Source organism: Limnohabitans sp. 2KL-27 (assembly GCF_001269345.1).
Classification (GTDB): Bacteria; Pseudomonadota; Gammaproteobacteria; order Burkholderiales; family Burkholderiaceae_C; genus Limnohabitans_A.
On sequence record NZ_CXOP01000002.1, the window covers coordinates 189,261 to 215,268 of the forward strand.

General features: G+C 61.9%; 31 protein-coding genes. 12 read left to right on the forward strand and 19 right to left on the reverse strand.

Going from position 1 to position 26,008, the window contains the following annotated elements; genetic code table 11:
• Positions 1–41: 41 nt before the first annotated feature.
• The 5 genes from LHAB_RS03505 to LHAB_RS03525 form a co-directional block, all read right to left on the reverse strand.
• On the reverse strand, positions 42–377 hold the full coding sequence (locus tag LHAB_RS03505) for an AzlD domain-containing protein (protein WP_090044002.1): 336 nt from the start codon (positions 375–377) through the stop codon (positions 42–44).
• Positions 374–1,105 (reverse strand): AzlC family ABC transporter permease, encoded by a 732-nt coding sequence (locus LHAB_RS03510; RefSeq protein WP_090044003.1) that lies wholly within the window; start codon positions 1,103–1,105, stop codon positions 374–376. The genes LHAB_RS03505 and LHAB_RS03510 overlap by 4 nt, the downstream gene beginning before the upstream one ends.
• On the reverse strand, positions 1,105–2,067 hold the full coding sequence (fmt, locus tag LHAB_RS03515) for a methionyl-tRNA formyltransferase (RefSeq protein WP_090044004.1): 963 nt from the start codon (positions 2,065–2,067) through the stop codon (positions 1,105–1,107). The genes LHAB_RS03510 and fmt overlap by 1 nt, the downstream gene beginning before the upstream one ends.
• 8 nt (positions 2,068–2,075) lie before the next feature.
• A complete protein-coding gene (def, locus tag LHAB_RS03520; protein WP_090044005.1) occupies positions 2,076–2,582 on the reverse strand; it encodes a peptide deformylase in 507 nt (168 codons plus the stop codon).
• A 92-nt stretch (positions 2,583–2,674) separates the two neighbouring features.
• Positions 2,675–4,327: a phosphoethanolamine transferase gene (locus LHAB_RS03525; RefSeq protein ID WP_228763332.1), complete on the reverse strand. Its 1,653-nt coding sequence runs from the start codon at positions 4,325–4,327 to the stop codon at positions 2,675–2,677.
• A 190-nt stretch (positions 4,328–4,517) separates the two neighbouring features.
• Between LHAB_RS03525 and LHAB_RS03530 the strand changes: the two genes are divergently transcribed.
• Both LHAB_RS03530 and dprA read left to right on the forward strand, forming a co-directional pair.
• Positions 4,518–5,246: a phosphatase PAP2 family protein gene (locus tag LHAB_RS03530; protein ID WP_228763333.1), complete on the forward strand. Its 729-nt coding sequence runs from the start codon at positions 4,518–4,520 to the stop codon at positions 5,244–5,246.
• Positions 5,247–5,352: 106 nt separating this feature from the next.
• Positions 5,353–6,519, forward strand: coding sequence for a DNA-processing protein DprA (gene dprA, locus LHAB_RS03535; protein ID WP_090044006.1), 1,167 nt, complete (start codon positions 5,353–5,355; stop codon positions 6,517–6,519).
• Between the two features lie 101 nt (positions 6,520–6,620).
• On the opposite strand, the gene secF is transcribed toward dprA, so the two are convergent.
• From secF to yajC, 3 genes are all read right to left on the reverse strand, one after another.
• Positions 6,621–7,571, reverse strand: coding sequence for a protein translocase subunit SecF (secF, locus tag LHAB_RS03540; RefSeq protein ID WP_090044007.1), 951 nt, complete (start codon positions 7,569–7,571; stop codon positions 6,621–6,623).
• A 12-nt stretch (positions 7,572–7,583) separates the two neighbouring features.
• Complete coding sequence (gene secD / locus LHAB_RS03545) at positions 7,584–9,464, reverse strand: protein translocase subunit SecD (protein WP_090044008.1); 1,881 nt, start codon at positions 9,462–9,464, stop codon at positions 7,584–7,586.
• Positions 9,465–9,534: 70 nt separating this feature from the next.
• Entirely contained in the window at positions 9,535–9,867 is a 333-nt protein-coding gene (yajC, locus tag LHAB_RS03550) for a preprotein translocase subunit YajC (protein ID WP_090044009.1), read from the reverse strand.
• Positions 9,868–10,064: 197 nt separating this feature from the next.
• Here yajC and nthA point away from each other — a divergent pair, with 197 nt between their 5' ends.
• Genes nthA through LHAB_RS03570 form a run of 4 tightly spaced genes read left to right on the forward strand, consistent with a single transcriptional unit; the run spans position 10,065 to position 12,644 of the window.
• Positions 10,065–10,709, forward strand: a complete 645-nt coding sequence (nthA, locus tag LHAB_RS03555; protein ID WP_090044010.1) for a nitrile hydratase subunit alpha — start codon at positions 10,065–10,067, stop codon at positions 10,707–10,709.
• Complete coding sequence (gene nthB / locus LHAB_RS03560; protein ID WP_090044011.1) at positions 10,706–11,395, forward strand: nitrile hydratase subunit beta; 690 nt, start codon at positions 10,706–10,708, stop codon at positions 11,393–11,395. Before nthA ends, nthB begins: the two co-directional genes overlap by 4 nt.
• Positions 11,392–11,784: a nitrile hydratase accessory protein gene (locus tag LHAB_RS03565; RefSeq protein ID WP_228763334.1), complete on the forward strand. Its 393-nt coding sequence runs from the start codon at positions 11,392–11,394 to the stop codon at positions 11,782–11,784. Before nthB ends, LHAB_RS03565 begins: the two co-directional genes overlap by 4 nt.
• A 17-nt stretch (positions 11,785–11,801) precedes the next feature.
• Positions 11,802–12,644: an EamA family transporter gene (locus LHAB_RS03570; RefSeq protein ID WP_090044012.1), complete on the forward strand. Its 843-nt coding sequence runs from the start codon at positions 11,802–11,804 to the stop codon at positions 12,642–12,644.
• 28 nt (positions 12,645–12,672) lie between these two features.
• Here the strand turns inward: LHAB_RS03570 and LHAB_RS03575 are convergent, their stop codons facing one another.
• From LHAB_RS03575 to phaP, 3 genes are all read right to left on the reverse strand, one after another.
• Complete coding sequence (locus LHAB_RS03575) at positions 12,673–13,794, reverse strand: hypothetical protein (protein WP_194943078.1); 1,122 nt, start codon at positions 13,792–13,794, stop codon at positions 12,673–12,675.
• Positions 13,795–13,837: 43 nt separating this feature from the next.
• A complete protein-coding gene (locus LHAB_RS03580) occupies positions 13,838–14,626 on the reverse strand; it encodes an enoyl-CoA hydratase/isomerase family protein (protein ID WP_090044014.1) in 789 nt (262 codons plus the stop codon).
• 85 nt (positions 14,627–14,711) lie between these two features.
• Positions 14,712–15,269 (reverse strand): TIGR01841 family phasin, encoded by a 558-nt coding sequence (gene phaP, locus LHAB_RS03585; RefSeq protein WP_090047619.1) that lies wholly within the window; start codon positions 15,267–15,269, stop codon positions 14,712–14,714.
• A gap of 236 nt (positions 15,270–15,505) precedes the next feature.
• On the opposite strand from phaP, the gene LHAB_RS03590 reads away from it, so the two are divergent.
• The gene (locus tag LHAB_RS03590) at positions 15,506–16,105 is read left to right on the forward strand and encodes a hypothetical protein (RefSeq protein ID WP_090044015.1); all 600 of its coding nucleotides are present in this window, start codon (positions 15,506–15,508) and stop codon (positions 16,103–16,105) included.
• 13 nt (positions 16,106–16,118) lie between these two features.
• On the opposite strand, the gene mdeB is transcribed toward LHAB_RS03590, so the two are convergent.
• Positions 16,119–18,704, reverse strand: coding sequence for an alpha-ketoglutarate dehydrogenase (mdeB, locus tag LHAB_RS03595; protein ID WP_090044016.1), 2,586 nt, complete (start codon positions 18,702–18,704; stop codon positions 16,119–16,121).
• Between the two features lie 102 nt (positions 18,705–18,806).
• On the opposite strand from mdeB, the gene LHAB_RS03600 reads away from it, so the two are divergent.
• Complete coding sequence (locus tag LHAB_RS03600; RefSeq protein WP_090044017.1) at positions 18,807–19,274, forward strand: Lrp/AsnC family transcriptional regulator; 468 nt, start codon at positions 18,807–18,809, stop codon at positions 19,272–19,274.
• 13 nt (positions 19,275–19,287) lie between these two features.
• Here the strand turns inward: LHAB_RS03600 and LHAB_RS03605 are convergent, their stop codons facing one another.
• From LHAB_RS03605 to LHAB_RS03625, 5 genes are all read right to left on the reverse strand, one after another.
• Complete coding sequence (locus tag LHAB_RS03605; protein ID WP_090044018.1) at positions 19,288–20,079, reverse strand: SDR family NAD(P)-dependent oxidoreductase; 792 nt, start codon at positions 20,077–20,079, stop codon at positions 19,288–19,290.
• 41 nt (positions 20,080–20,120) lie between these two features.
• Positions 20,121–21,407, reverse strand: coding sequence for a TRAP transporter large permease (locus LHAB_RS03610; protein ID WP_090044019.1), 1,287 nt, complete (start codon positions 21,405–21,407; stop codon positions 20,121–20,123).
• A gap of 7 nt (positions 21,408–21,414) precedes the next feature.
• A complete protein-coding gene (locus LHAB_RS03615; RefSeq protein WP_090044020.1) occupies positions 21,415–21,888 on the reverse strand; it encodes a TRAP transporter small permease in 474 nt (157 codons plus the stop codon).
• A gap of 59 nt (positions 21,889–21,947) precedes the next feature.
• Complete coding sequence (locus LHAB_RS03620) at positions 21,948–22,937, reverse strand: TRAP transporter substrate-binding protein (RefSeq protein ID WP_090044021.1); 990 nt, start codon at positions 22,935–22,937, stop codon at positions 21,948–21,950.
• Positions 22,938–23,069: 132 nt separating this feature from the next.
• Complete coding sequence (locus tag LHAB_RS03625) at positions 23,070–23,684, reverse strand: 3'-5' exonuclease (RefSeq protein ID WP_090044022.1); 615 nt, start codon at positions 23,682–23,684, stop codon at positions 23,070–23,072.
• Positions 23,685–23,796: 112 nt separating this feature from the next.
• Between LHAB_RS03625 and LHAB_RS03630 the strand changes: the two genes are divergently transcribed.
• The 4 genes from LHAB_RS03630 to LHAB_RS14805 are packed head-to-tail and all read left to right on the forward strand — an operon-like array spanning position 23,797 to position 25,245.
• Positions 23,797–24,468: a metallophosphoesterase family protein gene (locus tag LHAB_RS03630; RefSeq protein WP_090044023.1), complete on the forward strand. Its 672-nt coding sequence runs from the start codon at positions 23,797–23,799 to the stop codon at positions 24,466–24,468.
• Between the two features lie 56 nt (positions 24,469–24,524).
• Positions 24,525–24,764, forward strand: coding sequence for a FitA-like ribbon-helix-helix domain-containing protein (locus LHAB_RS03635; RefSeq protein ID WP_090044024.1), 240 nt, complete (start codon positions 24,525–24,527; stop codon positions 24,762–24,764).
• Complete coding sequence (locus LHAB_RS03640) at positions 24,761–25,057, forward strand: PIN domain-containing protein (RefSeq protein ID WP_090044025.1); 297 nt, start codon at positions 24,761–24,763, stop codon at positions 25,055–25,057. Before LHAB_RS03635 ends, LHAB_RS03640 begins: the two co-directional genes overlap by 4 nt.
• A 56-nt stretch (positions 25,058–25,113) precedes the next feature.
• Positions 25,114–25,245: a hypothetical protein gene (locus tag LHAB_RS14805; RefSeq protein WP_255349688.1), complete on the forward strand. Its 132-nt coding sequence runs from the start codon at positions 25,114–25,116 to the stop codon at positions 25,243–25,245.
• A gap of 27 nt (positions 25,246–25,272) precedes the next feature.
• Here LHAB_RS14805 and LHAB_RS03645 read toward each other — a convergent pair whose 3' ends face one another.
• Together LHAB_RS03645 and LHAB_RS03650 are read right to left on the reverse strand one after the other, a co-directional pair.
• Complete coding sequence (locus LHAB_RS03645; RefSeq protein WP_090044026.1) at positions 25,273–25,605, reverse strand: type II toxin-antitoxin system RelE/ParE family toxin; 333 nt, start codon at positions 25,603–25,605, stop codon at positions 25,273–25,275.
• Positions 25,602–25,883, reverse strand: coding sequence for a type II toxin-antitoxin system ParD family antitoxin (locus LHAB_RS03650; RefSeq protein ID WP_090044027.1), 282 nt, complete (start codon positions 25,881–25,883; stop codon positions 25,602–25,604). Before LHAB_RS03650 ends, LHAB_RS03645 begins: the two co-directional genes overlap by 4 nt.
• Positions 25,884–26,008: the final 125 nt, after the last annotated feature.

The window sequence follows — 26,008 nt, forward strand, 5'->3', positions numbered from 1 at the left end:
GCGATCAAGGGCTCGCGCTCACCAGACAGGGGTGGCCCTGTTTACCAGCCCAGGCCCAGGTGCAAAGGCAAGTACACCGCCATGCCGCCCACGATGGTGACCAGCACATCGCGCCGCCAAAAGTAAGCGGCCACGCCGGCGACAGCGGCGTACAAGCGTGCGTCTTGCCAAGTGCTGACCAGCTCGCCCTGCACGGTGATGATTTCAGGAATGACCACCGCCGACAGCGCGGCAATGGGCGCGTATTGCAGACCGCGCTGCGCCCAATGGGGCAGCTGCCAGGCCTTGCTGGAGATGAAAAAGAAACTGCGCGTCACCACCGTCACCACCGCCAAGCCCACGATCACCGCCAAAGACCACAGATCGGTCATGTTCATGCGGCCACCTTGGGTTCAGGGCGGATTTTTTCGACCGTCAGGCACAAGACCACCGCCACGGCAATCGCCACCACGATGTTGAGCTTGAGCGGCAAATGGTAGGCGGCCACGGCGGCCGCACCCGCCACGGCGGCCGAGAGCATGCGCATGCGCGAGCTGGCCAGCGAGCACTGGATGCCCAGCAGGCACAAGATGCCGGCAAAGCCCAAACCCCATTCGGGCGGAATCAGGTTGGCCAGGCCCACGCCCAGCAGGCTGGCCACGATCCAGCTGCCCCAGTTCAAAAAGTAGTTGCCCGCCAGATAGGCCTCTTGCCCGGTGCGCTCGTCGTCTGTGGTGGCCGGGTGCGGACAGTGCCGGATGAACAGCACATAGGTGATGTCGGCGGTGAAATAGCCGTGGAACATGCGCTGCCAGCGCGGCAGGTGCATCAGGTATTGCCGCAGGTGCAGGCTGAACACCACAAAGCGCAGGTTCACGCAAAAACCGGTCGCCAAAATCACCCAGGCCGGGGCCCCGGCCACCAAAAGCGGAATGGCCGCCAGCTGCGAGCTGCCCGCGAACACCAGCATGGTCATGGCCACGGCCTCGAACACGCTCATGCCCGACTTGACCATGGCCACCCCGGTCATCAGGCCCCAAGCCGCCACACCCGGCGCTTGCGGGGCCAGGTCGCGCAGGCCTTGCCAGAACTCGGCGCGGCGGTAGAGCGTGGGCCGGAAAAACATCAGGCCACCAATCTCTGACCCGGCAGCAAGGGGCAGCCGCGCAAGAAATCGGCCGCGCTCAGGCGCTTGCCACCGGGGCGCTGCAACTGCGTCAAGCACAGCTGGCCCTCGCCGCAGGCCACACGCACGCCAGACGCATCGGCGCTGAGCACGGTGCCCGGCGCGGCGGTCTTTTCGGCTTCTTCGGCCACGGCCTGCCAGAGCTTGAGGGTTTCCACACCGGAGGCGGTGGCCAGCGGCACGGTCATGCCCGGAAACGGGTCAAAGGCCCGAATGCGCCGCGCCAGCAGCTCGGCGCTCAAAGTCCAGTCGAGTGCGGCCTCGGCTTTGTCGATCTTGTGCGCGTAATTCACGCCCTCCAAGGGCTGGGGCTGGCGGGGCAGGCTGCCTAAGCTGGCCAGTGCCTGCACGATGGCTTGCCCACCCAACGCGGCCAGTCGGTCGTGCAGGACGGCGGTGGTGTCTTCAGGCGCCATGGTGCATGGCAGCGTCAGCAGCATGTCACCCGTGTCCAGGCCCGCATCCATCTGCATGATGGTGATGCCAGTTTGCGAATCGCCCGCCTCGATGGCGCGGTGGATGGGCGCCGCACCACGCCAGCGCGGCAACAAAGAAGCATGGATGTTCAGGCAACCCCTGGGCGGCAAATCCAGCACCCACTGCGGCAGGATCAGGCCGTAAGCGGCCACGATCATCGCGTCTGCTTTCGCAGCCAACAGGGTCTCGCGGGCGGCGGCGGCGTCTTCGGGGTATTTGCCATCGAGGCGCAGGCTGCGCGGCTGGGCAACGGGGATGCTGTGGTCCTGGGCCCATTGCTTGACGGGCGAGGGCTGCAGCTTCATACCGCGCCCAGCAGGCCGGTCGGGTTGGGTCAGCACCAGCACGATCTCGTGGCCCGCCGCATGCAGGGCGGCCAGCGCCACTTGGGCAAATTCGGGTGTGCCCGCAAAAATCAAACGCATAAGGGGGATCAGCGCCCGGCTTTTTGGGCTTTGACCATCTTGGTCTTGATGCGGCCTTGCTTGAGCGGCGAGAGGTATTCCACAAACACCTTGCCCATCAGGTGGTCCAGCTCGTGCTGGATGCAAATGGCCAGCATGCCTTCGGCCTCGATCGTGCGGATTTGGCCATCGCGGTCCATGGCCGTGACCTTGACTTGCGTGGCGCGTTCGACGCCGTCGTAAATGCCGGGCACCGACAAGCAACCCTCTTCGCCTTTGACGCGCTCCTCGTTCATCCAGGTGATCTCGGGGTTGACCAGCACCATGGGCTGGTTGCGCTCTTCAGAGGTGTCGATCACCACCAGGCGCTCGTGCACATCGATCTGCGAGGCGGCCAAGCCAATGCCGCCGGCCTCGTACATGGTCTCCAGCATGTCGTCGATCAGGGCGTGCACGCGGGCGTCTACCGCCTGCACGGGCTGGGCCACTTTGTGCAGGCGAGGATCGGGGTAGCAAAGGATGGGGAGCAGGGCCATGGCATCAACACGGAAAGGAAATCAAGGGCGTATTGTCCCCAATTTCCGATGCGCCTGCCGAAGGCAGGGCGCATCGTGTGGGGGGCAGGCCTTCAGCGACCCGCCGAGCAAGCCGCAAACAAGTCCAACTCCGGTTTGGCCCAACGGGTGCTGACCTGGCTCAAGCCCAACATCGAATGGAACAGGTGGTCGTGCGACAAGGCCTTGGCGCTCTGCGATTGCAGGCAATCCATGCGCCAATTGCGCTCACGTTGCAGGGGCTTGGACAACCACACCAGCATGGGCACATGGATTTGCTCTTTGGGGGCCAGGCTGTAAGGCATGCCATGCAGGTACAGGCCTTTTTCACCCAAGGACTCGCCGTGATCGGACAGGTACATCAGCGCCGTGGGGCGCGACTGCGCCTGCAGCCAATTCACCGTTTTGGCAATGAAGTGGTCGGTGTACAAGATCGAGTTGTCGTAGGCATTGACGATCTGCTCGGGCGGACAGTTTTGCAGCGCGTGGCTGCTGCACTCAGGCTGGAAAGACTTCATCGCTGCCGGTGAGCGCTTGTAATAAGCCGGGCCGTGGCTGCCCATCTGGTGCATCACCACCACCGTGCCTTTGGCCCGTTTGGCCGGGTCCAGCGCCGCCAAATGTTGGGGCAGCTCGTGCAGCATCACCTCGTCCAGGCATTCGCCGCCCTGGCAATAGTCGCTCACCTTCAGCGCCGTGGTCGCCACATTGGGGACTCGATCGCACACGCCTTTGCAGCCCGACTGGTTGTCCAGCCACAGCACCGCCAAACCGGCACGCTGGAGCACATCGAGCACGCTTTCAAAGCGCGCTTTGTTGTCTTCGTAAGCCGCTTTGCCCATGTGAGAAAACATGCACGGCACCGACGTCTGGGTGCTGGTGCCGCAGGACTTGACGTCGGAGAAATAGACCAGATCGCCCTGCGCCTGAATTTTGCGCAACTGCGGCGTGGTGTCGCGGGCATAACCCCCCAGGCCGAAATTGGCGGCCCTGGCCGTCTCGCCCAAAATCAACACCACCAGGGGGGCCGCAGCCTCGCTGGCGGGGGGTGCGCGCAAACTTGCGTCCTCGCCAATGGCCTGCAGGGGCTGAGCGGCCTGGGTTGCCTGCCCCACAGCCAGGCGGGTCAAGCCGTAGAGGCTGTTGAACGGGTTGATCATGTAGCGCAACTGCTTGTGGTTGCGTGTGAGCGAGGCGATGTCCTGAAACGACATCCAGAACAAGCCCAGGGCCACCAAAAATGCCAGCAAGCCCACGCCCAATTGCCGCCAGATCAAAGACCGCAGGGGCACCGCACGAATGGGCTGCCGCCAAAGCCACAGTCCCGGTAAAACCACCCCCAGCAACACCGCTGCCAGCATCGGCCAGGACAACAAGTCGCGCACCTCGCGCACATCGGTTTGCACCACATTGGCCAGCATGCTGGTGTCGATGACCACACCATACGTCAGCATGAAGTAGCTGCTGGAGGTCACGGTGATCAACAGCACCAAGCCTGCCGGCTTGAGCCATCGGGGCCAAACCCACAGGCACAAAAACCAACCCAGCAAAGCCAACAAGATCAGCCACAAACTGCCCATCGTGCTCAGCGCTCGCAGGCCTTGGGTCTCTGGCAATTTCCAAATCGCCATCCAAAACGGCAAGTTGCCCACCGTTGCCAGCCAAAAAACCAAGACCGCCAACAGTCGCGTGGGGTGCCACGCCGCGGGCGCAATAAGAAGCTTCATCACAGCGTTGTCTCAAGATACACAAGGGCTTGATTCTAGACAGGGCCCATGAAGTTGCGCTCAGGCGCCGCTCAAATGCCGTATTCAAAACGGTTGCTGAGGATTTTTGACGCAAACGCCCTTACATTCGGTGCAACGTGATGGCCACGAGCGTGCGCGATCCCTCAGACCCCTTTGACTGACCCGGCCCATGACCTCACCCCACCACTACGCCCGCATCGGAGACCTCTCTCCATCCCGCCGCTTGGGGCAAATCACCTGGGTCACGCTGATGTGCTTGCTGGCTTGGGATTTCTCCGGCCTGGACGTGGGCTTCATGCACGCGATCGCTGACAGCAGAGGATTTTTGCTGCGCAACAACTGGTGGCTGGAAACCATTTTGCACACCCGGGCCAAACAATTCGCCATCGTGGTTTATTTGGCCTTGGTGATCATGGTCTGGTGGCCCCAAGCCGTTTTTCGACAACTGACGCGGCTGCAGCGTACAGAAATCGTGGTGGGCATCACCCTGAGTTTGATCACCATCAGCACCCTCAAAAGTTTCAGCTTGAGCAGCTGCCCCTGGGAATTGCAGTCCTTTGGGGGCCAAGCGGTGTATGTCTCGCACTGGCTGTGGGGCTCGCCAGACGGTGGCTCGGGACGCTGCTTTCCGGGTGGGCATGTGTCTTCGGCCTTGGCCTTTCTGGGCCTGGCCCTGCCTTGGCTGGGTTCCGATTCGGCACCACGGCGGAAAACAGGCCAACGGATTTTGCTGGTGGTTTTGTTGATGGGCGCTTTGCTGGGCATGACCCAAACCTTGCGGGGAGCGCATTACCCCAGCCACACCTTGTGGACCGGCTTCATCTGCTGGACGGTGGTGTTGGCCAACCACTTCGTGTTTGGCCGGTTGGCCCACCGACGCCAAACCCCTGCAGCCTGAGGCCGGGACTGGCTGATTTGGCAGCGTTGCCAAGTCTAGGCAAGGCCTGCCCTTTGGACCACAATGCCTCCACAGACAGCCAACAAGGCTGCACAGGGAGACAAAAATGGTCAAAACCTCAGAAGAACTGGGTGGGTGGCTGCGGCTGGTGCTCACGCCGGGTGTTGGACCCGAAACAGCCAGGCGATTGCTCGCAGCGTTCGGGCAGCCCCATGCCCTGTTCGCGCAAAACCAATCCGCCTTGCGGCAAATCGTCTCGGCGCAGCAAGCCCAGGCTCTGGGACAAGCGCCCGATGGCTGGGCCAGCCTGACCAGCGAAACCTGGCAATGGCTGCACGCAGGAAGCACGACAGACCTGACCCGAGCCATCGTCACCCTGGGCGATGCCGACTACCCGGCCGCCTTGCTCGACATTCCTGACCCGCCCCTGATGCTGTATGCCCTGGGCCAGACCGACAAGTTGCAACCACTCAAAACACAGCAGGCCTTGGCCATGGTGGGCAGCCGCAACCCCACACCCCAAGGAGCAGCCAACGCCCGCGATTTTGCGCGCAGCCTGGCCGCCAGTGGCCTGACCATCGTCTCAGGACTGGCGCTGGGCGTGGACGGCGCAGCCCACCAAGGCGCTTTGCTCGGCGCCGCTGCCGACAGCTTGGCCACCATCGCCATCGTGGGCACGGGCCTGGACCGGGTCTACCCGCGCCAGCACCGCGAGCTGGCGCACCAGATTGCCCTGCGTGGCCTGATCCTGAGCGAATACCCCCTGGGCACGCCGCCGCTGGCACCCCATTTCCCAAGGCGCAACCGGCTGATTTCGGGCTTGTCGCAGGCCACTTTGGTGGTTGAAGCCGCCCTGCAATCGGGCTCGCTGATCACCGCTCAACAAGCGCTGGAGCAAGGCCGCGACGTGATGGCCATTCCCGGCTCAATCCACTCGGCCCAATCCAAAGGTTGCCACCAGTTGATCAAACAGGGGGCCAAACTGGTGGAATCTGCACAAGATGTGCTGCAAGAGCTGCCTCTGCCCGGGCCGCTGGCGCGTGGCTCGATGGCGCTGGAGGCTGCGGCCAAACACAGTGACACAGCCAGCAGCGGCCAGCCAGACCCCGACTTGCTGCGGGCCATGGGCCACGACCCGGTGAGTCTGGACGCCCTGCAAGCGCGTTGCGGCTGGAGCACCGCACAAATGCAGGCACAACTGTTGGAGCTGGAACTCATGGGGCACGTTGGCCGCCTGCCGGGCGGCTTGTTCCAGCGGGTGGGAGTGGGGTGAGGGCTGCATCACCCCGAACTTCATCAGGGGTCCATGCCCTCGGAGCAGCGTGTTACCCGGTCAGGCCAGGTAAGACAAAAACCCAGCCCGGCCTGACATGTTCAGACCACCGCGCCAGAGTTCTCGTCGTTCGGGTCGTTGTCTTTTTTGATCGGCTTGATCAGGTCTTCGCGCTGCAATCCCAGCCACATGGCAATGGCGGCGGCCACAAACACCGAGGAATAAATGCCAAAGCAAATGCCAATCGTCAGCGCCATGGCAAAGTAGTGCAGGGTTTCGCCACCGAACAACAACATCGACAACACCATGATCTGGGTCGATCCGTGGGTGATGATGGTGCGGCTGATGGTCGAGGTGATCGCGTTGTCGATGATCTCCACCGTGTTCATCTTGCGGTAGCGGCGGAAGTTCTCGCGGATCCGGTCAAAAATCACCACCGACTCGTTGACCGAGTAGCCCAGCACCGCCAACACAGCCGCCAACACCGCCAATGAAAATTCCCACTGGAAGAAGGCAAAAAAGCCCAGGATGATGATCACGTCGTGCAAGTTGGCGATGATGGCCGAGACGGCAAACTTCCACTCAAAGCGGATCGCCAAATAAATCATGATGCCGACCACCACGAAGGCCAAGGCTTTGAGACCGTCTTCGGCCAGCTCGTCACCCACTTGCGGGCCCACAAACTCGGTGCGGCGCAGGGTCACATCGGGGTCGTTGGCCTTCAGCGCTGTCAACACCTTTTCGCTTTGCTGGGCCGAGCTCACGCCTTTTTGCGCGGGCAGTCGGATCATCACGTCACGCGCCGAGCCAAAGTTTTGCACCTGCACTTCGGAAAAGCCCAATGTGGCCACCGTGCCGCGCACCTTTTGCAGGTCGGCAGGCTGGCTGTAGCTCACCTCCATCAAGGTGCCGCCCGTGAACTCCACCGACAGGTGCAGGCCACGGCTGAACAAGAAAAAGACCGCCAAGGCAAACGTCACGAACGAGATCACGTTGAAGACCAACGCGTTCTTCATGAACGGGATGTCTTTTTTGATTTTGAACAATTCCATGGTCTTTTCCCCTTAGTCGGCTTTCACCGCAGTGCCAGCCTCGGGCCGCCAGACGGTGCCGATCGATACCGATTTGAGTTTCTTCTTGCCACCGTACCAAAGGTTGACCAAGCCACGCGAGAAGAACACCGCCGAGAACATGCTGGTCAAAATACCGATGCAGTGCACCACCGCAAAACCACGCACCGGGCCGGAGCCAAAAGCCAGCAAGGCCACGCCCGCGATCAAGGTGGTGATGTTGGAGTCAAAAATCGTGGCCCAGGCGCGGTCGTAACCGGCGTGGATGGCCGCCTGCGGACTCACCCCGTTGCGCAACTCTTCACGCACGCGCTCGTTGATCAGCACGTTCGAGTCGATCGCCATGCCCAAAGCCAGCGCCATCGCGGCCATACCCGGCAAGGTCAAGGTCGCTTGCAGCATCGACAAAATGGCCACCAAGAACAACAGGTTCACACCCAGCGCAATGCCCGAGAACAAACCGAACACGGCGTAATAGATGACCATGAAGGCCACGATCACCAGGAAACCCCAGGTCACGCTGTTGAAGCCCTTGGCGATGTTTTCGGCCCCCAGGCTCGGGCCAATCGTGCGCTCTTCGATGATCTCCATCGGCGCGGCCAGCGAGCCGGCGCGCAGCAGCAAGGCAGTGTCGTTGGCTTCGGCCGTGGTCATGCGGCCCGAAATCTGCACCCGACCGCCACCGATCTCGGCACGGATCACAGGGGCCGTGACCACTTCGCCCTTGCCTTTTTCGAACAAGATGATGGCCATGCGCTTGCCCACGTTGTCGCGCGTCACGTCCTTGAAGATGCGGGCGCCTTTGGCGTCCAGCGTCAGATTGACCACGGGTTCCTGCGTCTGGCCGTCAAAGCCAGGCTGGGCATCGGTCAGGTTGTCGCCTGTCAAAACCACTTGTTTCTTGACGATCAGGGGGCGGCCGTCGCGCTCCAAGTAACGCTCTGCACCAAAGGGCACAATGCCGCCGGCTTGCTCGGCTGCACGCGCTTCGGTGCTCTCGTCGACCATGCGCACTTCCAGGGTGGCCGTGCGGCCCAGAATGTCTTTGGCCTTGGCCGTGTCCTGCACGCCGGGCAGCTGCACCACGATGCGGTCCAGACCCTGCTGCTGGATCACCGGCTCGGCCACGCCCAGCTCGTTGATCCGGTTGTGCAGCGTGGTGATGTTTTGCTTCAAAGCCTGCTCTTGTACCCGGCGGGCCGCTTCGGGCTTGATGCTGGCCGTCAGGCGGAATTCGCTGCCATCGGCCGCTTCTTGAGTTTGCAAATCGGCAAACTGCTCAGACAAGACACGCTTGGCCGCTTGCAGTTGCTGCGCATCGCGCAAGCGGATTTCAATGCTTTGGCCATTGCGGCTGATGCCGCCATGGCGCACGTCTTTTTCGCGCAGCAAGCTGCGCATGTCGCCCGTGATGGATTCGACTTTTTGGGTCAATGCCGCTTGCATGTCCACCTGCAGCATGAAGTGCACGCCGCCGCGCAAGTCCAGACCCAGGTACATGGGCGAGGCGTGCAGGGCCGTCAACCAAGCAGGAGAACGGGACACCAGGTTCAAGGCCACCACGAACTGCGGGTCAGCCGCGTCGACAATCAGCGCTTTTTGAATGGCGTCCTTGGCCTTCAGCTGCTCGTCAGTGCTCTGGAAACGTGACCGGATCGAAGTCCCTTCCAACGCCACGGTTTGGGGCGTGATGGCAGCGGCCTTGAGCGCGTCTTCGACCTTTTGCAAGGTCGAGGTGTCTACCTTGATGGTGGCCTTGGCCGAAGACACCTGCACAGCAGGCGCTTCGCCGTAAAAGTTGGGCAGGGTGTAGACCACACCCAGCAACATGGCGATCACGATGATCGCGTATTTCCAGACCGGGTAACGGTTCATAGTGACTCGCGTGCAGGACAAAAAAACGGGGCTGGCCCATGCCGGGCCCCATGAAAAAAGCGCGTGTGAATTACTTCAGGGTGCCTTTGGGCAAGACTTGCACCACGGCGCTGCGCTGCAATTGCACTTCCACGCCGGTGGCCAGTTCCACACCAATGTAGGCGTCACCGATCTTGCTGACTTTGCCCAGCAAACCACCGGCCGTCACGACTTCGTCGCCCTTGGCCAGCGCATCGATCATGGCGCGGTGCTCTTTTTGCTTCTTCATCTGGGGACGGATCATGACGAAATACAGGACCACAAACATCAGCAGCAATGGCAGCATGCTCATCAAGGTGGACTGCATGTCGCCTCCGGCGGCAGCGGCAGGAGCAGTTTGGGCAAAAGCGGAAGAAATGAACATGGGAACTCCAGAAAAAAGCTAATTCGGGATTTATCGGAGCCCATCGGGTGGCCCGCGAACGAAGCCGCCATTGTATGCGGCGCTATCATGCCCACTGAAAGCCTTTTTTCCCCAACGGTCAGTGTCAAAAACCGGCCTCACAGCACCGGTACAAACCCTGAGCCGCAAGGCCACCCACCCACCCTCGAGGAGCGCCCATGCCAGCTGACAGCCAACATGACCACGACCACCATGAGCACAGCAGCCTGGGCGAGATGGAACTGCGGGTGCGGGCCCTGGAAACCTTGCTGACGCAAAAAGGCTACCTCGACCCCGCCGCCGTGGACCGCATCATCGAGACCTACGAAGTCCATGTCGGGCCGCACAACGGCGCCAAAGTGGTGGCCCGCGCCTGGGCCGACCCGGCTTTCCGGGACTGGCTGCTGCAAGACGCCACCGCCGCCATCGCCTCGATGGACTACTCGGGCCGCCAGGGTGAACACATGGTGGCCGTGCCCAACACGGCGGACACACACAACATGGTGGTCTGCACCCTGTGCAGCTGCTACCCCTGGCCCGTGTTGGGCCTGCCCCCGGTTTGGTACAAGAGCGCGGCTTACCGCTCTCGCGCCGTGATCGAGCCGCGAGCTGTGCTGGCCGATTTCGGCGTCTCGTTGCCGCCGGGCCAAAACATCCGCGTCTGGGACTCCACCGCCGAAGTGCGCTACTTGGTGCTGCCCGAGCGCCCTGCGGGCACCGAAGGCTGGACCGAAGAACAGCTGGCCACACTGGTCACCCGCGACGCCATGATCGGCACGGGCTTGCCCCTGAACCCCCAAGAGCGCCCAGAGGTGACCGCATGAACGGCGTGCACGACATGGGCGGCCTGCAAGGCTACGGCCCGGTTCGCATTGAAGCCAACGAGCCTTTGTTTCATGGCGAATGGGAGCGTCGCGCCTTGGGCGTGACCGTGGCCATGGGCGCCAGCGGCCTGTGGAACATCGACTTGGCTCGCTCGGCCCGCGAATCTTTGCCCCCGCTGGACTATGTGCGAGGCCCTTACTACGCCATCTGGACCCAAGCGCTGCAAAACCTGCTGATCGAGCGCGGCCTCATCACCGCCGAGGAGCTGGCACAGGGCCACCCCATCACGCCACCGGTAGCAGGCGTGCGTGTGCTGAAAGCGGTCGAAGTGGACGCGGCCTTGGCCAAAGGCAGTCCGGCCGACCGGCCCAGCACGCAAGCGCCGCGCTTTGCTGTGGGGCAACGCGTGCGGGCCCTGAACCTGAACCCCCAAGGCCACACCCGGCTGCCCCGTTACGTGCGCGGCCATGTGGGCACCGTGGTGTTGCACCACGGCAGCCATGTGCTGCCCGATCGGCATGTGGACCACATGCTGCCGCCCTTTAACGGCGCGGCCGAGCACCTGTACACCGTCGTCTTTGACGGCACCGAGCTGTGGGGCCCGCAAGCCGAAGCCGGGCACCAGGTGAGCGTGGACGCCTGGGAGTCTTATTTAGAGGCTGCACTGGAAACTGTACCCGCATGACCCCCAGCCTGAACGACCTGGCCCAAGCCTGTGGCGACGGCTTTCCCATGCCCCCCACAGCCAACAACGGTGCTGTTTTTGAAGAACCCTGGCAGGCCCACGCCTTTGCCATGACCTTGCAGCTGCACGAAAAAGGCGTGTTCACATGGCCGCAGTGGGCCGCTGCGTTGACCCGAGAAATCCGCGCGGGCCAAACGCGGGGGGAAGCCGACGACGGCAGCTTGTACTACACCCACTGGCTCAATGCCCTGGAGCAGCTGGTGATCGAGCGCCAACTGGGCACACCCGAACAAATCCACGATCTGGAACACGCCTGGGCCGCTGCCGCCGAGCGCACGCCGCATGGCCAGCCGATCGTGCTGGACGCGACCGAAAGAGGTTCCGTTTGAACCTGCGTTTGTGGGCCATGCTGGCCTTGATGGGCAGTCTGGTGTCACTGGCGGTGGGCACCTCGTTTGCCAAAAGTCTGTTTCCTGCCTTGGGGGCCGAGGGCACCACGGCTTACCGACTGGTGTTTGCAACGCTGATGTTGATGGCCGTGTTCAGGCCCTGGCGCAGAAAGTGGGTCTGGGGCGATGCGCTGCCGCTGGGCCTGTATGGCGTCACGCTGGGCGTGATGAACCTGCTGTTTTACAGCGCCATCAAGACCATTCCTTTTGGTGTGGCGATCGCCATCGAATTCACCGGGCCGTTGGCGGTGGCGGTCTGGACCTCCAAAAAAGCGAGCGACTGGCTGTGGGTGACGCTGGCGGTGGTGGGCCTGGCTTTGCTGCTGCCTCTGCCGGGGAGCGATGCCGTCACAGCGCTGGACCCAATGGGCATGTTTTTCGCCTTCACCGCCGGCATTTGCTGGGCGCTTTACATCGTGTTCGGCCAGCGCGTGGCCCTGCGTTACGGCGGCATGGCCACGCCCATGGGCATGCTTGCTGCCGCTTTGGTGGTGGCCCCGATCGGCGTGGCGCATGCCGGCAGCGCTTTGCTCAACCCGCAGTGGCTGCTGGCCGGGCTGGCCGTTGCACTGCTGTCCAGCGCCATCCCTTATGCGCTGGAGATGTTCGCGCTGAACCACCTGCCCAAAAACACCTTCAGCATCCTGCTCAGCCTGGAGCCCGCCGTGGGAACGCTGGCCGGGTGGCTGGTGTTGTCAGAGCGCCTGACCTTGCTGCAAGGTCTGGCGATCGCGATGGTGATGGCCGCATCCATGGGCACGGCTTGGTCTGCAGGCCGTGCTGCGGCCAACAGGCGCTAACAGGGGCTCGCTCCCACAGGGCTGGGGCTTATTGGGGCTTGGGTTCTCCGGCCTTGGCCTCTGGCTTGGCTTCAGACTTACCCTCTGACTTACCCTCTGACTTGGCCTCAGACTTGGCTTCGGCTTGGGGATCGCTTTTGAGTTTTTCGAGCTGCTTGAGCAACCAGCTGCGCTTTTCGAGGCGCTCTTGTTCCAGACGATCGAGTTCCTGCAGGCGTCTGGCGCGGTCGGCCTCGGCCTTTTCCTTGCGCTCGCGGGCTTGCGCAACTTTGGCTTCTTGCGCCAACTGCTCCTCGCGCAAACGGGCCTCTTCTTGGGCTTTGACTTTGGCTTCTTCATCAGCCAGCAGCCGCGCCTGACGGACTTGCTCCTGCTTTTGGCGTGCCGCTTTGGCCCCAGCGGTTTCCCGCACACCAGTGCCCCAGGGCTGGCCGTCGAGCAGGCGCCGGATCGCGACCTCTGCAGAGATGGGCACGGCCTTGCCCTTGTCCATGGCACTGAAAAAGCCCTCACAACGGGTCTTCAAGCCACCGGGCAAGGTGCAGGCAAAACTTTGCGGATTTTGTTCACCCCAGGCTTTTTTCTGCGCCACGAATTCATCGCACCGGTTCAGCGCGCGCTGGATTTTCGAGTCTTCGGGGCTGCTTTCCTGGGCCATCGTGTCAAACCACTCATAACGCACCCGGTCCAGCTGCAAGGCCGTGCGCACGCATTGCGCCTTGGCCGGGTCCATGGCCGACAAAGCAGTGCGCCACGACGCCTTGAGCGCCGCATTGTCTTCCACCACCCTGAATTGGGTGCGGCCCTGCGTGGGGCAAGCATTGACCGCCTCGCCATGGGCGCGCTTGAATTTGCCACGCCAGCTGACCAAGACCGACTCGACAACTTCTGGCGTGATCTCGATGCGGGCCTCAAAGTCAGGGGCACGGACCTCCCGCTCCAGGGTCGCTTGGCCTTGGATCGAGATTTCGAGGTTGCACACTTGTTCGGCGTTTTGCACCCGTGCAGCCACCACCACCGTGTTGGGCTGCTCGGCCAACAGCTGGTATTGCCCGGCCTGAACAGGGGCGCTCAAAACCAGCCACCCCAACAGAAGGGCCAACAGATTTAACGCCTGCATGGCGGGTGCATGGATTGAATTGGAGTGCATGACAGAGAAGTATCGGCTCGAACCACCGAAACTTGATAGCCCGTCACCGCCCCAAAAAAACTGGCTTGCGCCGTTCGGCAAAGGCGGCGCGACCTTCGGCAAAGTCTGCGCTGCGGCTGGTCATGTGCTCACGCTCGCGCAAACGGGCCACATCGGCCTGCCCGGTTTCAATCTCGCGCAGCGACTTTTTGGTCTCTTGCACCGCCAGTGGCGCCAAAGCCAGAATGTCTTGGACCAGCGCCAGCACCGTGGCGTCCCATTCCTCGGCCGTCACCATCGCCTCAAACAGGCCCATCGCCTCCAGCTGACTGGCCGTGAAAGGGCGTGCCGTCAAAAACGCACGCTTGGCTGCAGCCAAACCGAAGCGGCTCACATACCGCTGCAGCCCGCTCGGGTAGTAATGCAAACCCAGTGCCGTGGCAGGCATGCGCCACTCGATACCCTGCAGGCCAATGCGCAAATCACAGGCCAGCACCACATCGGTCGCACCGCCATACACACTGCCGTTGAGCGCGCAAATCGTCACGGGACGCAGCGCGGCCAGGGCATCGGGGATTTCTTCAAAGAAAGTGGCGCCATGGCCGGGTTCGTCAAAGCCACCGATGTCATAACCCGCGCAAAACACCGGCTTGGGTTGGCCCGCCGTGTTGGCCGTCAGCACCAGCGCCCGCACATCGGGATCACGGTTGACGGTTTCAAAATGGGCCAACAAGGCCTTGAGGTCGCCGTTTTCCAATCGATTGCGCTGGGCTGGGCGGTTCAAGGTGAGGGTGGCCACGCCGCCCTCGATCTGCAAAACGGGGGCTGAAGCTTGCGCAAAGGGTGATGACATGGGTGAAATCCAAAACAAAAAGGGTGCCCAGAGGCACCCTGATTGTAGAAAGCCGGCTTGTGCAGCCCGCTCATGAAGTCAAGGATTAAGCCTTGGCTTTGGCCTTGGACATGGCGGCCTTGACCGAAGCTTCGGCTTGGGCGGTTGCGGCTTTGATGTTCGACTCGGCGGTGTCAGCAGCTTGCTTGGCCACTTTTTTCAGGGTTTCAGCAGCAGTCTGGCTGGCTTCGTAAGCGGTTTTGAACACGGCCACAGCGGCGTCAGAGCCGGCAGGTGCGTTCTTCAGGCTGTTTTCGACCAAGCTTTTGACGGCTTTTTCGGATTCGGCCATTTTGCTTTCGACTGCTTTGGTGAACTCGGCGCCAGTGCTGTTGGCGATGTCAGCCAAGTGACGGCCATAAGACACCGACTTTTCGAAGGCGGGCTGCACCAAAGCGGCTTGCACGGCCATCAGGTCTTGCGGCGACTTGGCACCCATCAGGGCTTGCATGTTGGAGAAAGTCTCGCCCACAGCGGCTTTGCCAGCAGCCATGTTCAGCTCAACCAGGCGCTCAAAACCGGCGAAAGCGGTTTGCGACAGGCCAGCGGCCACGTTCATGTTGGCTTGTTGGGTGGCGGTGAATTGTTCAGCGTTGAAGTTCATGGTGTGTTCCTTGAAGGGTTTTTGTTGCAATGCAGCAATTTGAACAGCATGGAGCACCCAAGGCAAGGGGAAACCCGTACTTTAGAGTCCGCTCTCCAATTGGCCGGGTGAGAGAGAACACGCTGAACGCCTCGACCTGCCCCGGTGCCATGCACGGCGCAAGGCCTTTGCCCATTGCGCGAGTCCAACTCACTACACTTGGCGCAACGCCGATTCGGCCCCAATCCCCGCGCTCTATGGAATTTCTCAGTCTGCTGTTTTTATTGGCCACGGGCATCCACTGGCTCAACACCCAAAGTCAGCGCAAACGCACCGCCCTGCTGGCCGAGCAATTGCGGCCCTACCAAATCGAAAAGCACATGGAGCAGCTCACCGGGGCCTATATGCGGGCGCTGGGCGAGGGCGATGCCGAGCGCCAGCAACAAGTCCTGCAGCTGCAAGAGGCTGCCGAACAACAACTGGCCAGCGAATTCCAAAGCCTGGCGCAGGGATTTGCCAAACTGCCTGCACCCCTGACCCGGGCTTTCAAAGTGTCTCTGCCCTACGTCGACCAGCTCTCGCCCAAAACCACCTTTGACATGCGCCGCATGCTCGAAGTGCACGCACAAGGCATCGAGCGGGCCGTGAACAACCTGCAAGGCCTCTCCCCCAAGGCACGGGCCTTTCGCATGATGGGCGAGATGTTTTTGATGCAGCACAGCTGCCACTGGTTTTGCCGCTCCAAAGCCATCGCTTCGGCCCGCATGGTGGCGCAGCACCAAACTCGCTATGAACAAGCGCTGGAGGCCGCGAGCGCAGAAACGCGACAGGCTTATTTCAGCGTGGTGCAGGGCTGAAGCCCCGGCACCCTCAACGCTCCAGCGATTGGCGCGCCGCCTGCACGATGCTGTCCGCGTCCACCGCGAAGAAGCGGCGCAAAGCCGCCCGGGTGTCGCTGCGGCCAAAGCCATCGGTGCCCAGGGTGTTGTAGCGGCGGCCCTGGGGGACGAAGGCGCGCACGCTCTCGGGCACGGCGCGCACATAGTCGGTAGCGGCGATCACCGGGCCATGGGTGCTGGCCAGCAATTGCGCCAAGTGGCCCGCGTTCTCGGCTTGCGCCATGCCGTCGCGGGCCAGCTCGCTCCAGCTGGTGATGCTCAGCACCTCGACCCCCACGCCTTGCGCCGCCAGTTGCTGCGCGGCCTTGACCACTTCGGTCAAGATCGCACCCGAGCCGAGCAAGGTCACGCGCTGTGCGGCATCGCTCGGTCCGTACACCCCAAATCGGTAGCCCCCGCGCAGCACATCGGCCTCCACGCCCGCTGGCAAATCGGGCTGCGCGTAGTTCTCGTTCATCAGGGTGACGTAATAAAACACATCGGCCTGCTGCTCGACCATCTCGCGCATGCCCGCGTCCAAAATCACCGCCAGCTCGCCCGCAAAGGCCGGGTCATAGGCCTTGCAGTTGGGGATGGTGGCCGCCACCAGGTGGCTGCTGCCGTCCTGGTGCTGCAGGCCCTCGCCGCCCAAGGTGGTGCGGCCTGAGGTGGCGCCGAGCAAAAAGCCCCGGGCGCGCTGGTCGGCCGCGGCCCAGATGGCGTCCCCCACACGCTGGAAGCCAAACATCGAGTAATAAATGTAGAAGGGCAGCATGGCCAAGCCGTGCACGCTGTAGCTGGTGGCCGCCGCCGTCCAGCTGGCGATCGCGCCCGCTTCGCTGATGCCTTCTTCCAGAATCTGGCCGTCGGTGGCTTCGCGGTAGCTCAACACCGAGCCGATGTCTTCGGGCGCATAGCGCTGGCCCACGCTGCTGTAGATGCCCACCTGTTTGAACAGGTTGGCCATGCCGAAGGTGCGTGCCTCGTCGGCCACGATGGGCACGATGCGCGGGCCCAGCGTGCTGTCTTTGAGCAGGTTGCCCAACATGCGCACAAAGGCCATGGTGGTGCTCATCTCCTTGCCATCGGCCTGCAGCGCAAACTGTCCGTAGGTGCTCAAAGCAGGTACAGGCAAACGGTCACACACCGTCTCGCGCTTGGGCAAACTGCCGCCCAAGTGGGCGCGGTGCTCGCGCAGGTAGCGCATTTCGGCGCTGTCGTCAGCGGGTTTGTAGAAAGCCAAGCCCTTGGCTTGCTCGTCGCTCAGCGGCAGGTCAAAGCGGTTGCGGTACTCGATCAGGTCTTGCTCGTCGAACTTCTTTTGGCTGTGCGTGGTCATCTTGCCTTGGCCTGCGCTGCCCATGCCAAAGCCTTTTTTGGTGTGCGCCAAAATCACCGTGGGCTGGCCGCGGTGCGCTGCGGCAGCGGCATATGCCGCGTGGATTTTCACGATGTCGTGCCCACCGCGCTTGAGCCGGTCGATCTGCTCGTCGGTCATGCCCTGCACCAGCCGCGCCAGTTCTTCGTTTTGGCCAAAGAAGTTGTCGCGGTTATAGCGCCCGTCCTTGGCGGCAAAGGTCTGCATCTGGCCGTCGACCGTGTTGGCAAAAGCGCGCATCAAAGCACCCGTGGTGTCGCGCGCCATCAAGCCGTCCCAATCGCTGCCCCAGACCAGTTTGATCACGTTCCAACCCGCACCCGCAAACAACTTTTCCAGCTCGTCGATGATGCGGCCGTTGCCGCGCACCGGGCCATCGAGCCGCTGCAAATTGCAGTTGACCACCCACACCAGGTTGTCGAGTTTTTCGCGCGCGGCCAGCGTGAGCGCGCTCATGCTCTCGGGCTCGTCCATCTCGCCGTCGCCAAACACGCCCCACACCTTGCGAGCGCTGCAGTCTTGCAACTGGCGGTGCGTCAGGTAGCGCATGAAGCGGGCATGGTAGATCGAGCTGATCGGCCCCAAACCCATCGAGCCGGTGGGGAACTGCCAAAAATCAGGCATCAGCCAAGGGTGCGGGTAGCTCGACAAACCGCGTGCGCCGCTGTCCGGTGCGGTGATCTCCTGGCGGTAGTGCATCAGGTCCGCCTCACTCAGGCGGCCTTCCAAAAACGCGCGGGCGTACACGCCGGGTGCGCTGTGTGGCTGAAAGAACACCAAGTCGCCCTTGTGCTGCTCGGTGCGGGCATGAAAGAAGTGGTGAAAGCCGGTCTCGAACAAGTCGGCCACGCTGGCATAACTGGCGATGTGCCCGCCCAACTCGCCATAAGCCTGGTTGGCCCGCACCACCATGGCCAAGGCGTTCCAGCGCATGATGGCCACCAGCCGCTCTTCGGTGGCCAGGTCGCCGGGGAACACCGGCTGGTCATCGACGGCGATGGTGTTCATGTAGGGCGTGTTCAGCTCGGGCTGCCAGCCGGTGCGCTGCTGGCGGGCCACACGGGCCAGCTCGTCCAGAATCTGGCGGGCACGTACCGGTCCCTGGGTGCCGATGAGAGCAAGCAAAGCATCGCGCCACTCGGCGGTTTCCTCGGGGTCGATGTCGAGGGCGTGCAACAGGGGTTCGTAAGGTGCGTTCATGCGCTTGACTTTACAGAGGCAGGCGGCGCATGTGCTGCGTATTTTCGCCTCCCACACCTCGATTTAAAGCACAATATGCCGAAATTAGCAGGAATTCAGCACATGATTTTGGACAACGTGGATTTGAAGATACTGGACGAGCTGCAGCGCGACGGCTCGCTGTCCAATGTGACGCTGGCCAAACGCATTGGCCTCTCGCCCTCGCCGTGTCTGGCCCGCGTGAAGGCGCTGGAGTCGGGCGGCGTGATCCAACGCTATGTGGCACTGGCCAGTGCGGCGGCGCTGGGGCTGGGTCTGACGGTGTTCATCTCGATCAGCCTCAAAACCCAAAGCAAGGAAACACTGGCCGACTTTGAAGCCCACATCGCCCGGCACGACGAAGTGATGGAGTGCTATTTGATGACCGGCGACAGCGACTACCTGCTGCGCGTGGCCGTGCGCGACATGGCGGCGCTGGAGCGCTTCATCTTGGAGCAGCTCTCACCGATCCCGGGGGTGGAAAAAATCCGCTCCAGCTTTGCGCTCAAGCAGGTGCGCTACAAGACGGCGCTGCCGCTGGCTTTGGGGTGACCGAGCGCGCTGCTCACACCCGAATCGAAAACCCACCATCCACAGCCAGGCATTGGCCGGTGATGTATTGGGCTTCGTCAGAGGCCAAAAAGGCAGCGGCCTTGGCGATGTCCCAACCGGTGCCCATGCGGCCAGTCGGGCACATGGCGTTGCGCTTTTCCACCATCTCTTCGTGCGAGGCGTACTGGCCTGCAATGGCTTTGTAGATGTGGGGCGTGTCCATCATGCCGGGCATGATGGCGTTGACCCGGATGCCTTTGCGGGCATATTCAAGCGCCATGGATGCGGTCAAGTGGTTCACCGCCGCCTTGCTGGCGTAATAAGCGGGGTAGGGGTAACCGGTGTAGCGGATCGCCGCCAGCGATGAAATGTTGACAATCGCCCCCTTGCCTTGCCGCACCATGACAGGCAACACCGCCTGGCAGGTCAAGAAGACACTCTTGAGGTTCACATCCATCGCGTAGTCCCACTCCCCCTCGCTGAGCGTCTCCATGGTGCCCATGGCCGGCAAGCCCACGTTGTTGTGCAGCACATCAATCTGCCCAAAATGCGCCACGATCTCGGCCATCACCGCGTTCACCTCATCGCTCTGCGTCACGTCGCAGCGCCAGGCCACCGCTGTGCCGCCTTCGCCAACGATCCAGTCCACCGTCGCCTGCGCCGCCGCCAAATCGATGTCGATGGCCGCAATCGTGGCCCCGTCTCGGGCATATTGCACCGCCGCCGCTTTGCCATTGCCCCAACCGGGCCCCACCGAGCCAGCACCGCACACCACGGCCACACGGCCATCAAATCGTCGAGTCATGTTCAAACGCCTTGGAAAACAGACCGCCAGCGAGACTTGTTCTAGCGCCCACCGATCACCGAGGGCAACCACAAGGACACCGCAGGCACAAAGGTAATCAACAGCACGACACCGATGGCTGCGGCCAGGAATGGCAGCACTTCCCGGTTGACCTCGTCCGAACGCGCCCCTGCAATCAGCGCACCTATGGACAGGCTGATGGCCACCGGCGGCGTGATCAAGCCGATCAGCAAATTGATGCCGACGATCATCGAGAAATGGTAGGGGTCAATGCCGAACTTGGCCGCCACGGGGTACAACACCGGACACAACAACACCAAAGAGGGGCCGTTTTCCATGAAGGTGCCCACCAGGAGCAGCAGCACATTGACCAGCAACAAAAACAACATCGGGCTGCCAATCGAGCCCAGCATCCACTCGGCAATGCGCTGGGGGGCTTGCTCGTAAGCCAAGAACCAGGACACCACCTGCGCACCGCCCAAAATGATCATGATCGACGCTGTCCCGCGAGCCGAGCTCACCAGCGCCAGCCAAAGCTTGCGCAAATTCAGTTGGCGGTGAATGAAAAATCCCACCACCAGCGCATACACCACCGCCACTGCAGACGACTCGGTCACGTTGAAGATGCCCGTGCGAATGCCCACGATCAAAAAGACCGGCATCGCCAATGCCCAAAAGGCCAGCTTGAATTCGCGCCAGATCCCGGGCAAATTCACCGCCTCTGCCGCCGGGTAGCCGCGGCGTCGGCTGATCACCACCGCCACCAACATGATCGCGCTGGCGTACAGCACGCCCGGAATCACAGCGGCCACAAAGAGCTTGAGCGGTGACAAGTTGGTCAGCACGCTGATCATCAAAAACGTGATCGATGGCGGAATGATCGGCCCCACCACGTTGGCCGCCGCCGTCAGTGCGGCAGAAAATCCGCGTCCATAGCCGGCCTTGATCATGGCTGGAATCAACACCTTGCCCAAGGCCGAAGTATCGGCAATGGCCGAGCCCGAAATCCCCGACATCAAGGTGGCCGAAGCCACATTGGTCATGGCCAAGCCGCCACGAAAACGACCAAACACGGCATTGCAAAAACCCAGCAAACGGTCGGTCATGCCGCCTTGCGACATGAGTTCACCAGCCAACAAAAACAAGGGAATGGCCAGCAGCAAAAAGCTGTCCAGCCCCTGGTAAATTTGCTGGGGAACGATCATCAGATCAATGCCACCGACAAAAATCACCGCGATCGTCGCCGACAGGACCAAAGCAAACGCAACCGGCACAGCCAAAAGCAAAAGTACTGTCAAGGACAGCAACAGCACACCAAGCATCGTCATCTGGGTATCACTCCACGGGCATGATCGAATCGACGGCTGGCGTCTGACCGCCCAGTCGCGCCAGCGTGAGCACGAGCGCCATCAGCACCGCGCCCACAGCCATCGCCGAATAAGGGATCGACATCGGAATTTCCAGCGCGGCCGAGTCTTGGTCGGCGTTGAGCAGCGCAAAGCGCACGCCGGCCCAAGCCATCACGCCGGCGGTGGCCATCACCAGCACATCCCGGACAGCGAGCAACACCACACTGATGCGCGGTGGCACCGCATTGACCAGCGCCCCCACCGATATATGACCGCCGTTGCGCAAACACGCGCCGGTGCCCAGCATGGCCATCCATGCGACCAACATCCGCGCGACCTCCTCGGTCCAAGCGGGCGCACGGCCAATCACGTAGCGCCCGAACACTTGGTAGAAAAGGACCAAGGCGACCGTCAGCAGCATCAGGCCCAGGATCACATCGAGGGCGCGCTCGATGCGCATCGCCCAAGCGATCGCAGCGTTTGGAGGCCGCTCCCCAGCGGCCTCACCGGCTGCCACAATCACTTGACAGCCGCGAACTTGGCGGCCCAAGGGGCCAGGTCCGGGAACTCTTTCGCGATGCCACCGAGTCGGCTGCGGATCGCCTCACGGTCAATGTCGCTGAACTGCATGCCCGACTTGGAGAGCTTGTCACGCAAACCGCTTTCCAATTTCGCCATCTTGTCGCTGGCTTCGAGCATCACCTTGTCGCCCTCTTCCTTGAGCAGGGTCTGCACATCGGCGGGCAAGCGCTTGAAGCGGGCGTCCGAATAGATCCAGGTCATCGCGCCGATGATGTGCCGGGTGTCGATCGCGTATTTCTGGACTTCGTTGAACTTGAAGTTGTCAATGAACTCCAGCGGGTTCTCTTGGCCGTCCACCACGCCCTGCTGCATCGAAGTGAACAGCTCGGCGGCGCCCATCGGAACGGGGCTCGCGCCCAGCATGTCCCAGGTCATTCGGTACATCTTCAGGGGCGGCACGCGCAGCTTCAGACCCTTGATGTCGTTGACATTCTTGACCGGCTTGTTGGACGTCAGCCAACGTGCGCCGCGATAGCCTGCGCCAATGATCCGGAACGAGCTCTTCTTGGCCACCTCTTCAATGAACTCGGCGCCCACCGGGCCAAAGTAAACCTTCTTGAAGTGATCGAGGTCACGGATCAAATAAGGGTACGCCTCCAGACCGGGCAGCGGGTTGTAGCGGTCCAGCGTTCCGATGGACTGCAGCACGATGTCGTTGGTGCCGATCTTCAGGCCCTCGATCGAGGCAGGCCAATCGCCGGTCGAGCCGCTGGCTGCGATCTGGATCTTCACCTTGCCACCCGAGCGTGCCTCGACCGCTTTGGCATAAGCCTCAGCGGTCTCAAACCAGATGTTCCCAGGGTTGTAGACGTGTGCCATTTTGAGCACGAGGGGTGCCTGCGCCCAAGCTGGGGCAACAGAAAGGCCAGCCACCATGGCTGCAGCACCGACGGCCTTGAGCAATGCACGTTTGTTTGTCTTCAACATCTTGTGGGTCTCCTGAATAAGGTGGGTGATTTTTTGGCAGTCATCGTGTTGATGCTGCTCAAATCAGTATGTCACCCGCCACCCACACGCCCGAAAGGGAAAACCCTAACCGTCATGCCCACCAGCGCGAATTCAGTTACCTGCGTGACAAGCTGCCAAGTAGCTGCCCACCCTTTGGCGGCTGGTGCGTTGCAGGCCCATCAGCAAAGCGTGGTCGGCCTGGGTGCAGCCGTAGCGGGTTTTCAGGTCGTGCTGCATCTGCGCCAGCAAATGCGCGGCCATCTCGGCATCGGCCAGGGCCCGGTGGGCGCGGCCTGACGACGGCAAATGGTGCAGCGCCGCCAGCGTGCCCAGCTTGTGGTTGGGCGCTTGCGGGTACAGGCGGCGCGACAGCAGCAAAGTGCAGGCAAAGGCTTGCGAGCCGTCTTGCCCGCAACGGGCCAGCTCCGCCTGCCAGAACTTTTTGTCAAAGGCCGCGTTGTGCGCCACCATGGGCCGCCCGCCCACAAAGCGGGCCGCCTCGCGCATCACCTGCTCGGCTGGGGGCGCGGCCTGCACCATCTCGTTGGTGATGCCCGTGAGCTGGGTGATGAAACTGTTGACCCGCACCCCGGCGTTCATCAGGCTCTGGTAACGGTCTACAACCTGCCCGCCTTCGAGCATGACGATGGCCACCTCGGTGGCGCGGTCGCCCATGTTGGGCGAGATGCCAGTGGTTTCGAAGTCGATGATGGCGATGGGGGTCATGGGTGGCTTAGCGGAAAGCATTCGGGGGAACTGTTCAAGCTTATCCGAAGGCCCTGTCAACAGCTCTGCAAAGACCTGCACAATGCGAAAGAAACTTCATTCACTCACCCCCATGCACCCCGGCCCCATCCTCTTCTGCGGTGACCCGCACGGCCAATGGCAGCACATCATCGATGCCGCCTTGCAAACCCACGCCCGTGCCGTCATCCTGCTGGGCGATCTGGAGCCAACCCGGCCGCTGCACATCGAGCTGGAAGCCATTTGGGAGCGCGTCTGGTTCATCCACGGCAACCACGACACCGACCACGCGGGCAACTTTGCCAACGTCTGGCACCCAGAGGTGAACGAGCGGCAACTGCACGGCCGTACCGTCACGCTGCCCTGCGGCACACGCATCGCTGGGCTGGGCGGTGTGTTTCGCGGCGCAGTCTGGTACCCCAAAGACGCCCAAGCGCCCAAGTTTCGCAACCGCGAAGACCACGCCCGAGTCACCCCGCGCCAAGACCGCTGGCAAGGCGGCGTGCACCTCAAGCACTGGTCCACCATCTACCCCGACGAGGTGGAACAACTGGCCACCCTGCAAGCCGACATCCTCATCACCCACGAAGCGCCCGGCTACCACGAACACGGATTCAAAACGCTGGACACACTGGCCCGCCGCATGGGCGTGCGCATGACGGTGCACGGCCACCAACACGACAACATTGACAGCAGCGCCCACTGGGAAGCGCAAGGCTTTCAGAGCTTTGGGGTGGGGCTGCGGGGGGTGATGGTGGTGGATTGATTGATATGAAATTTTGATTTTCATATCATTCACACCTTGCCCAAGGAGTCCTTGCCATGTCGTCCATCACCATCCGCAACTTGCCCGAAGAAACCCTCAGGGCACTGCGCGTGCGTGCCGCATTGGCCGGGCGCAGCACAGAAGCCGAAGTGCGCGACATTCTGGAGCAAGCTGCCCGCCCGGAAGGGCGTATCCAACTGGGATCTCTGCTGGCCGAAATTGGCCAACAAGCTGGCGGCTTTGACTTGGTCACTGAACGCGACAAGACACCGGCAAAACCCATCGTATTTGAATGATCCTGTTCGAAACCAGCGTCATCTCTGAGTCGCTGAAGCTGCCAGTGGGCGAAAGAAAAGAAACCCTGCGCCTTGGCCTAGAGCAAAGAATCCTGCCTTTTGACGCCAGCGCATCGCAGGCCTATGCAGACATCCTTTCGACAGCCCGCGCCCAGGGCCGCGCCATCTCCATCTTGGATGGCTACATCGCCGCTACCGCGAAGCGACATGGCTTCATGGTGGCCACGCGAGACGCCAGTCCCTTTGAGGCTGCGGGGCTGACCGTGATCAATCCTTGGACGGTTCAACACTGAGCGCCCCCAAGCTGCGCTAACACGGCTTTAAAGCGCTGGACTCACTGGCCCGCCGCATGGGCGTGCGCATGACGGTGCACGGCCACCAACACGACAACATCGACAGCAGCGCCCACTGGGACGGGCAAGGGTTTCAGAGCTTTGGGGTGGGACTGCGGGGGGTGATGGCGGTGGATGGGCTGGATTGATCGTCACCCGACATCAACAGTCGCCATTCAATCCGGCAAATGCTTGGCCAAATCCATGCTGTCATGCAGCAAGCGGATGACATCGATAACTTGTCCGTCCGCAAACCTGAAAACCACCAAATGGCGGCCTTTTCTGCCCAGTCGTGCGACATGCAGTGTCCGAATACCCAGCCCGATATCGTCGCGCACTTTGCTGCCCACAATGTTGGGGCCATCGGTCAGCGCCTCAAATGCGAGCGTCAGCGTCTCAAGGTAGTCATCCGCCTGAAGTGCACCGAACTGATCAGTCGTCCAAACAAGCGCGTCAAGCAAGTCGTGCTCGGCCTTTTCTGCCAACCGAACTGCCCATACCGCACTCATTGGACAGTGCGCACTTTGGCTGCAATGCCCTGCATGTGATCGCGCAAGCCTTGCTTGGATTCAAAAGTCTTGAATCGCCCCGCGTCGATATCCGCAATGCCCTCTTGGGCTGCTTTTCTCAAAACCGCAAGTCGATAAGCGTCTTCGGCGTCTCGCTGCTCCACCATGCGCAGCCCCTCACGCAGAACTTCGCTGGCATTTTGATAGCGGCCACTTTGGACCAGCTGCTCGACCAGCGCAGCTTGGTGATCAGTCAGCACGACATTTCGGGTGGGCATGGGAGAGCTCCTTGTTGAAACAGGGTTGGCATATTATGCCAATAAGGTCTGTTGGTCGTGGTTGTAGCAATCAGAGCACCGGAAGCTTATTCGTCCTCGTCTTCGGGGACAGGGTGAAAACAGTA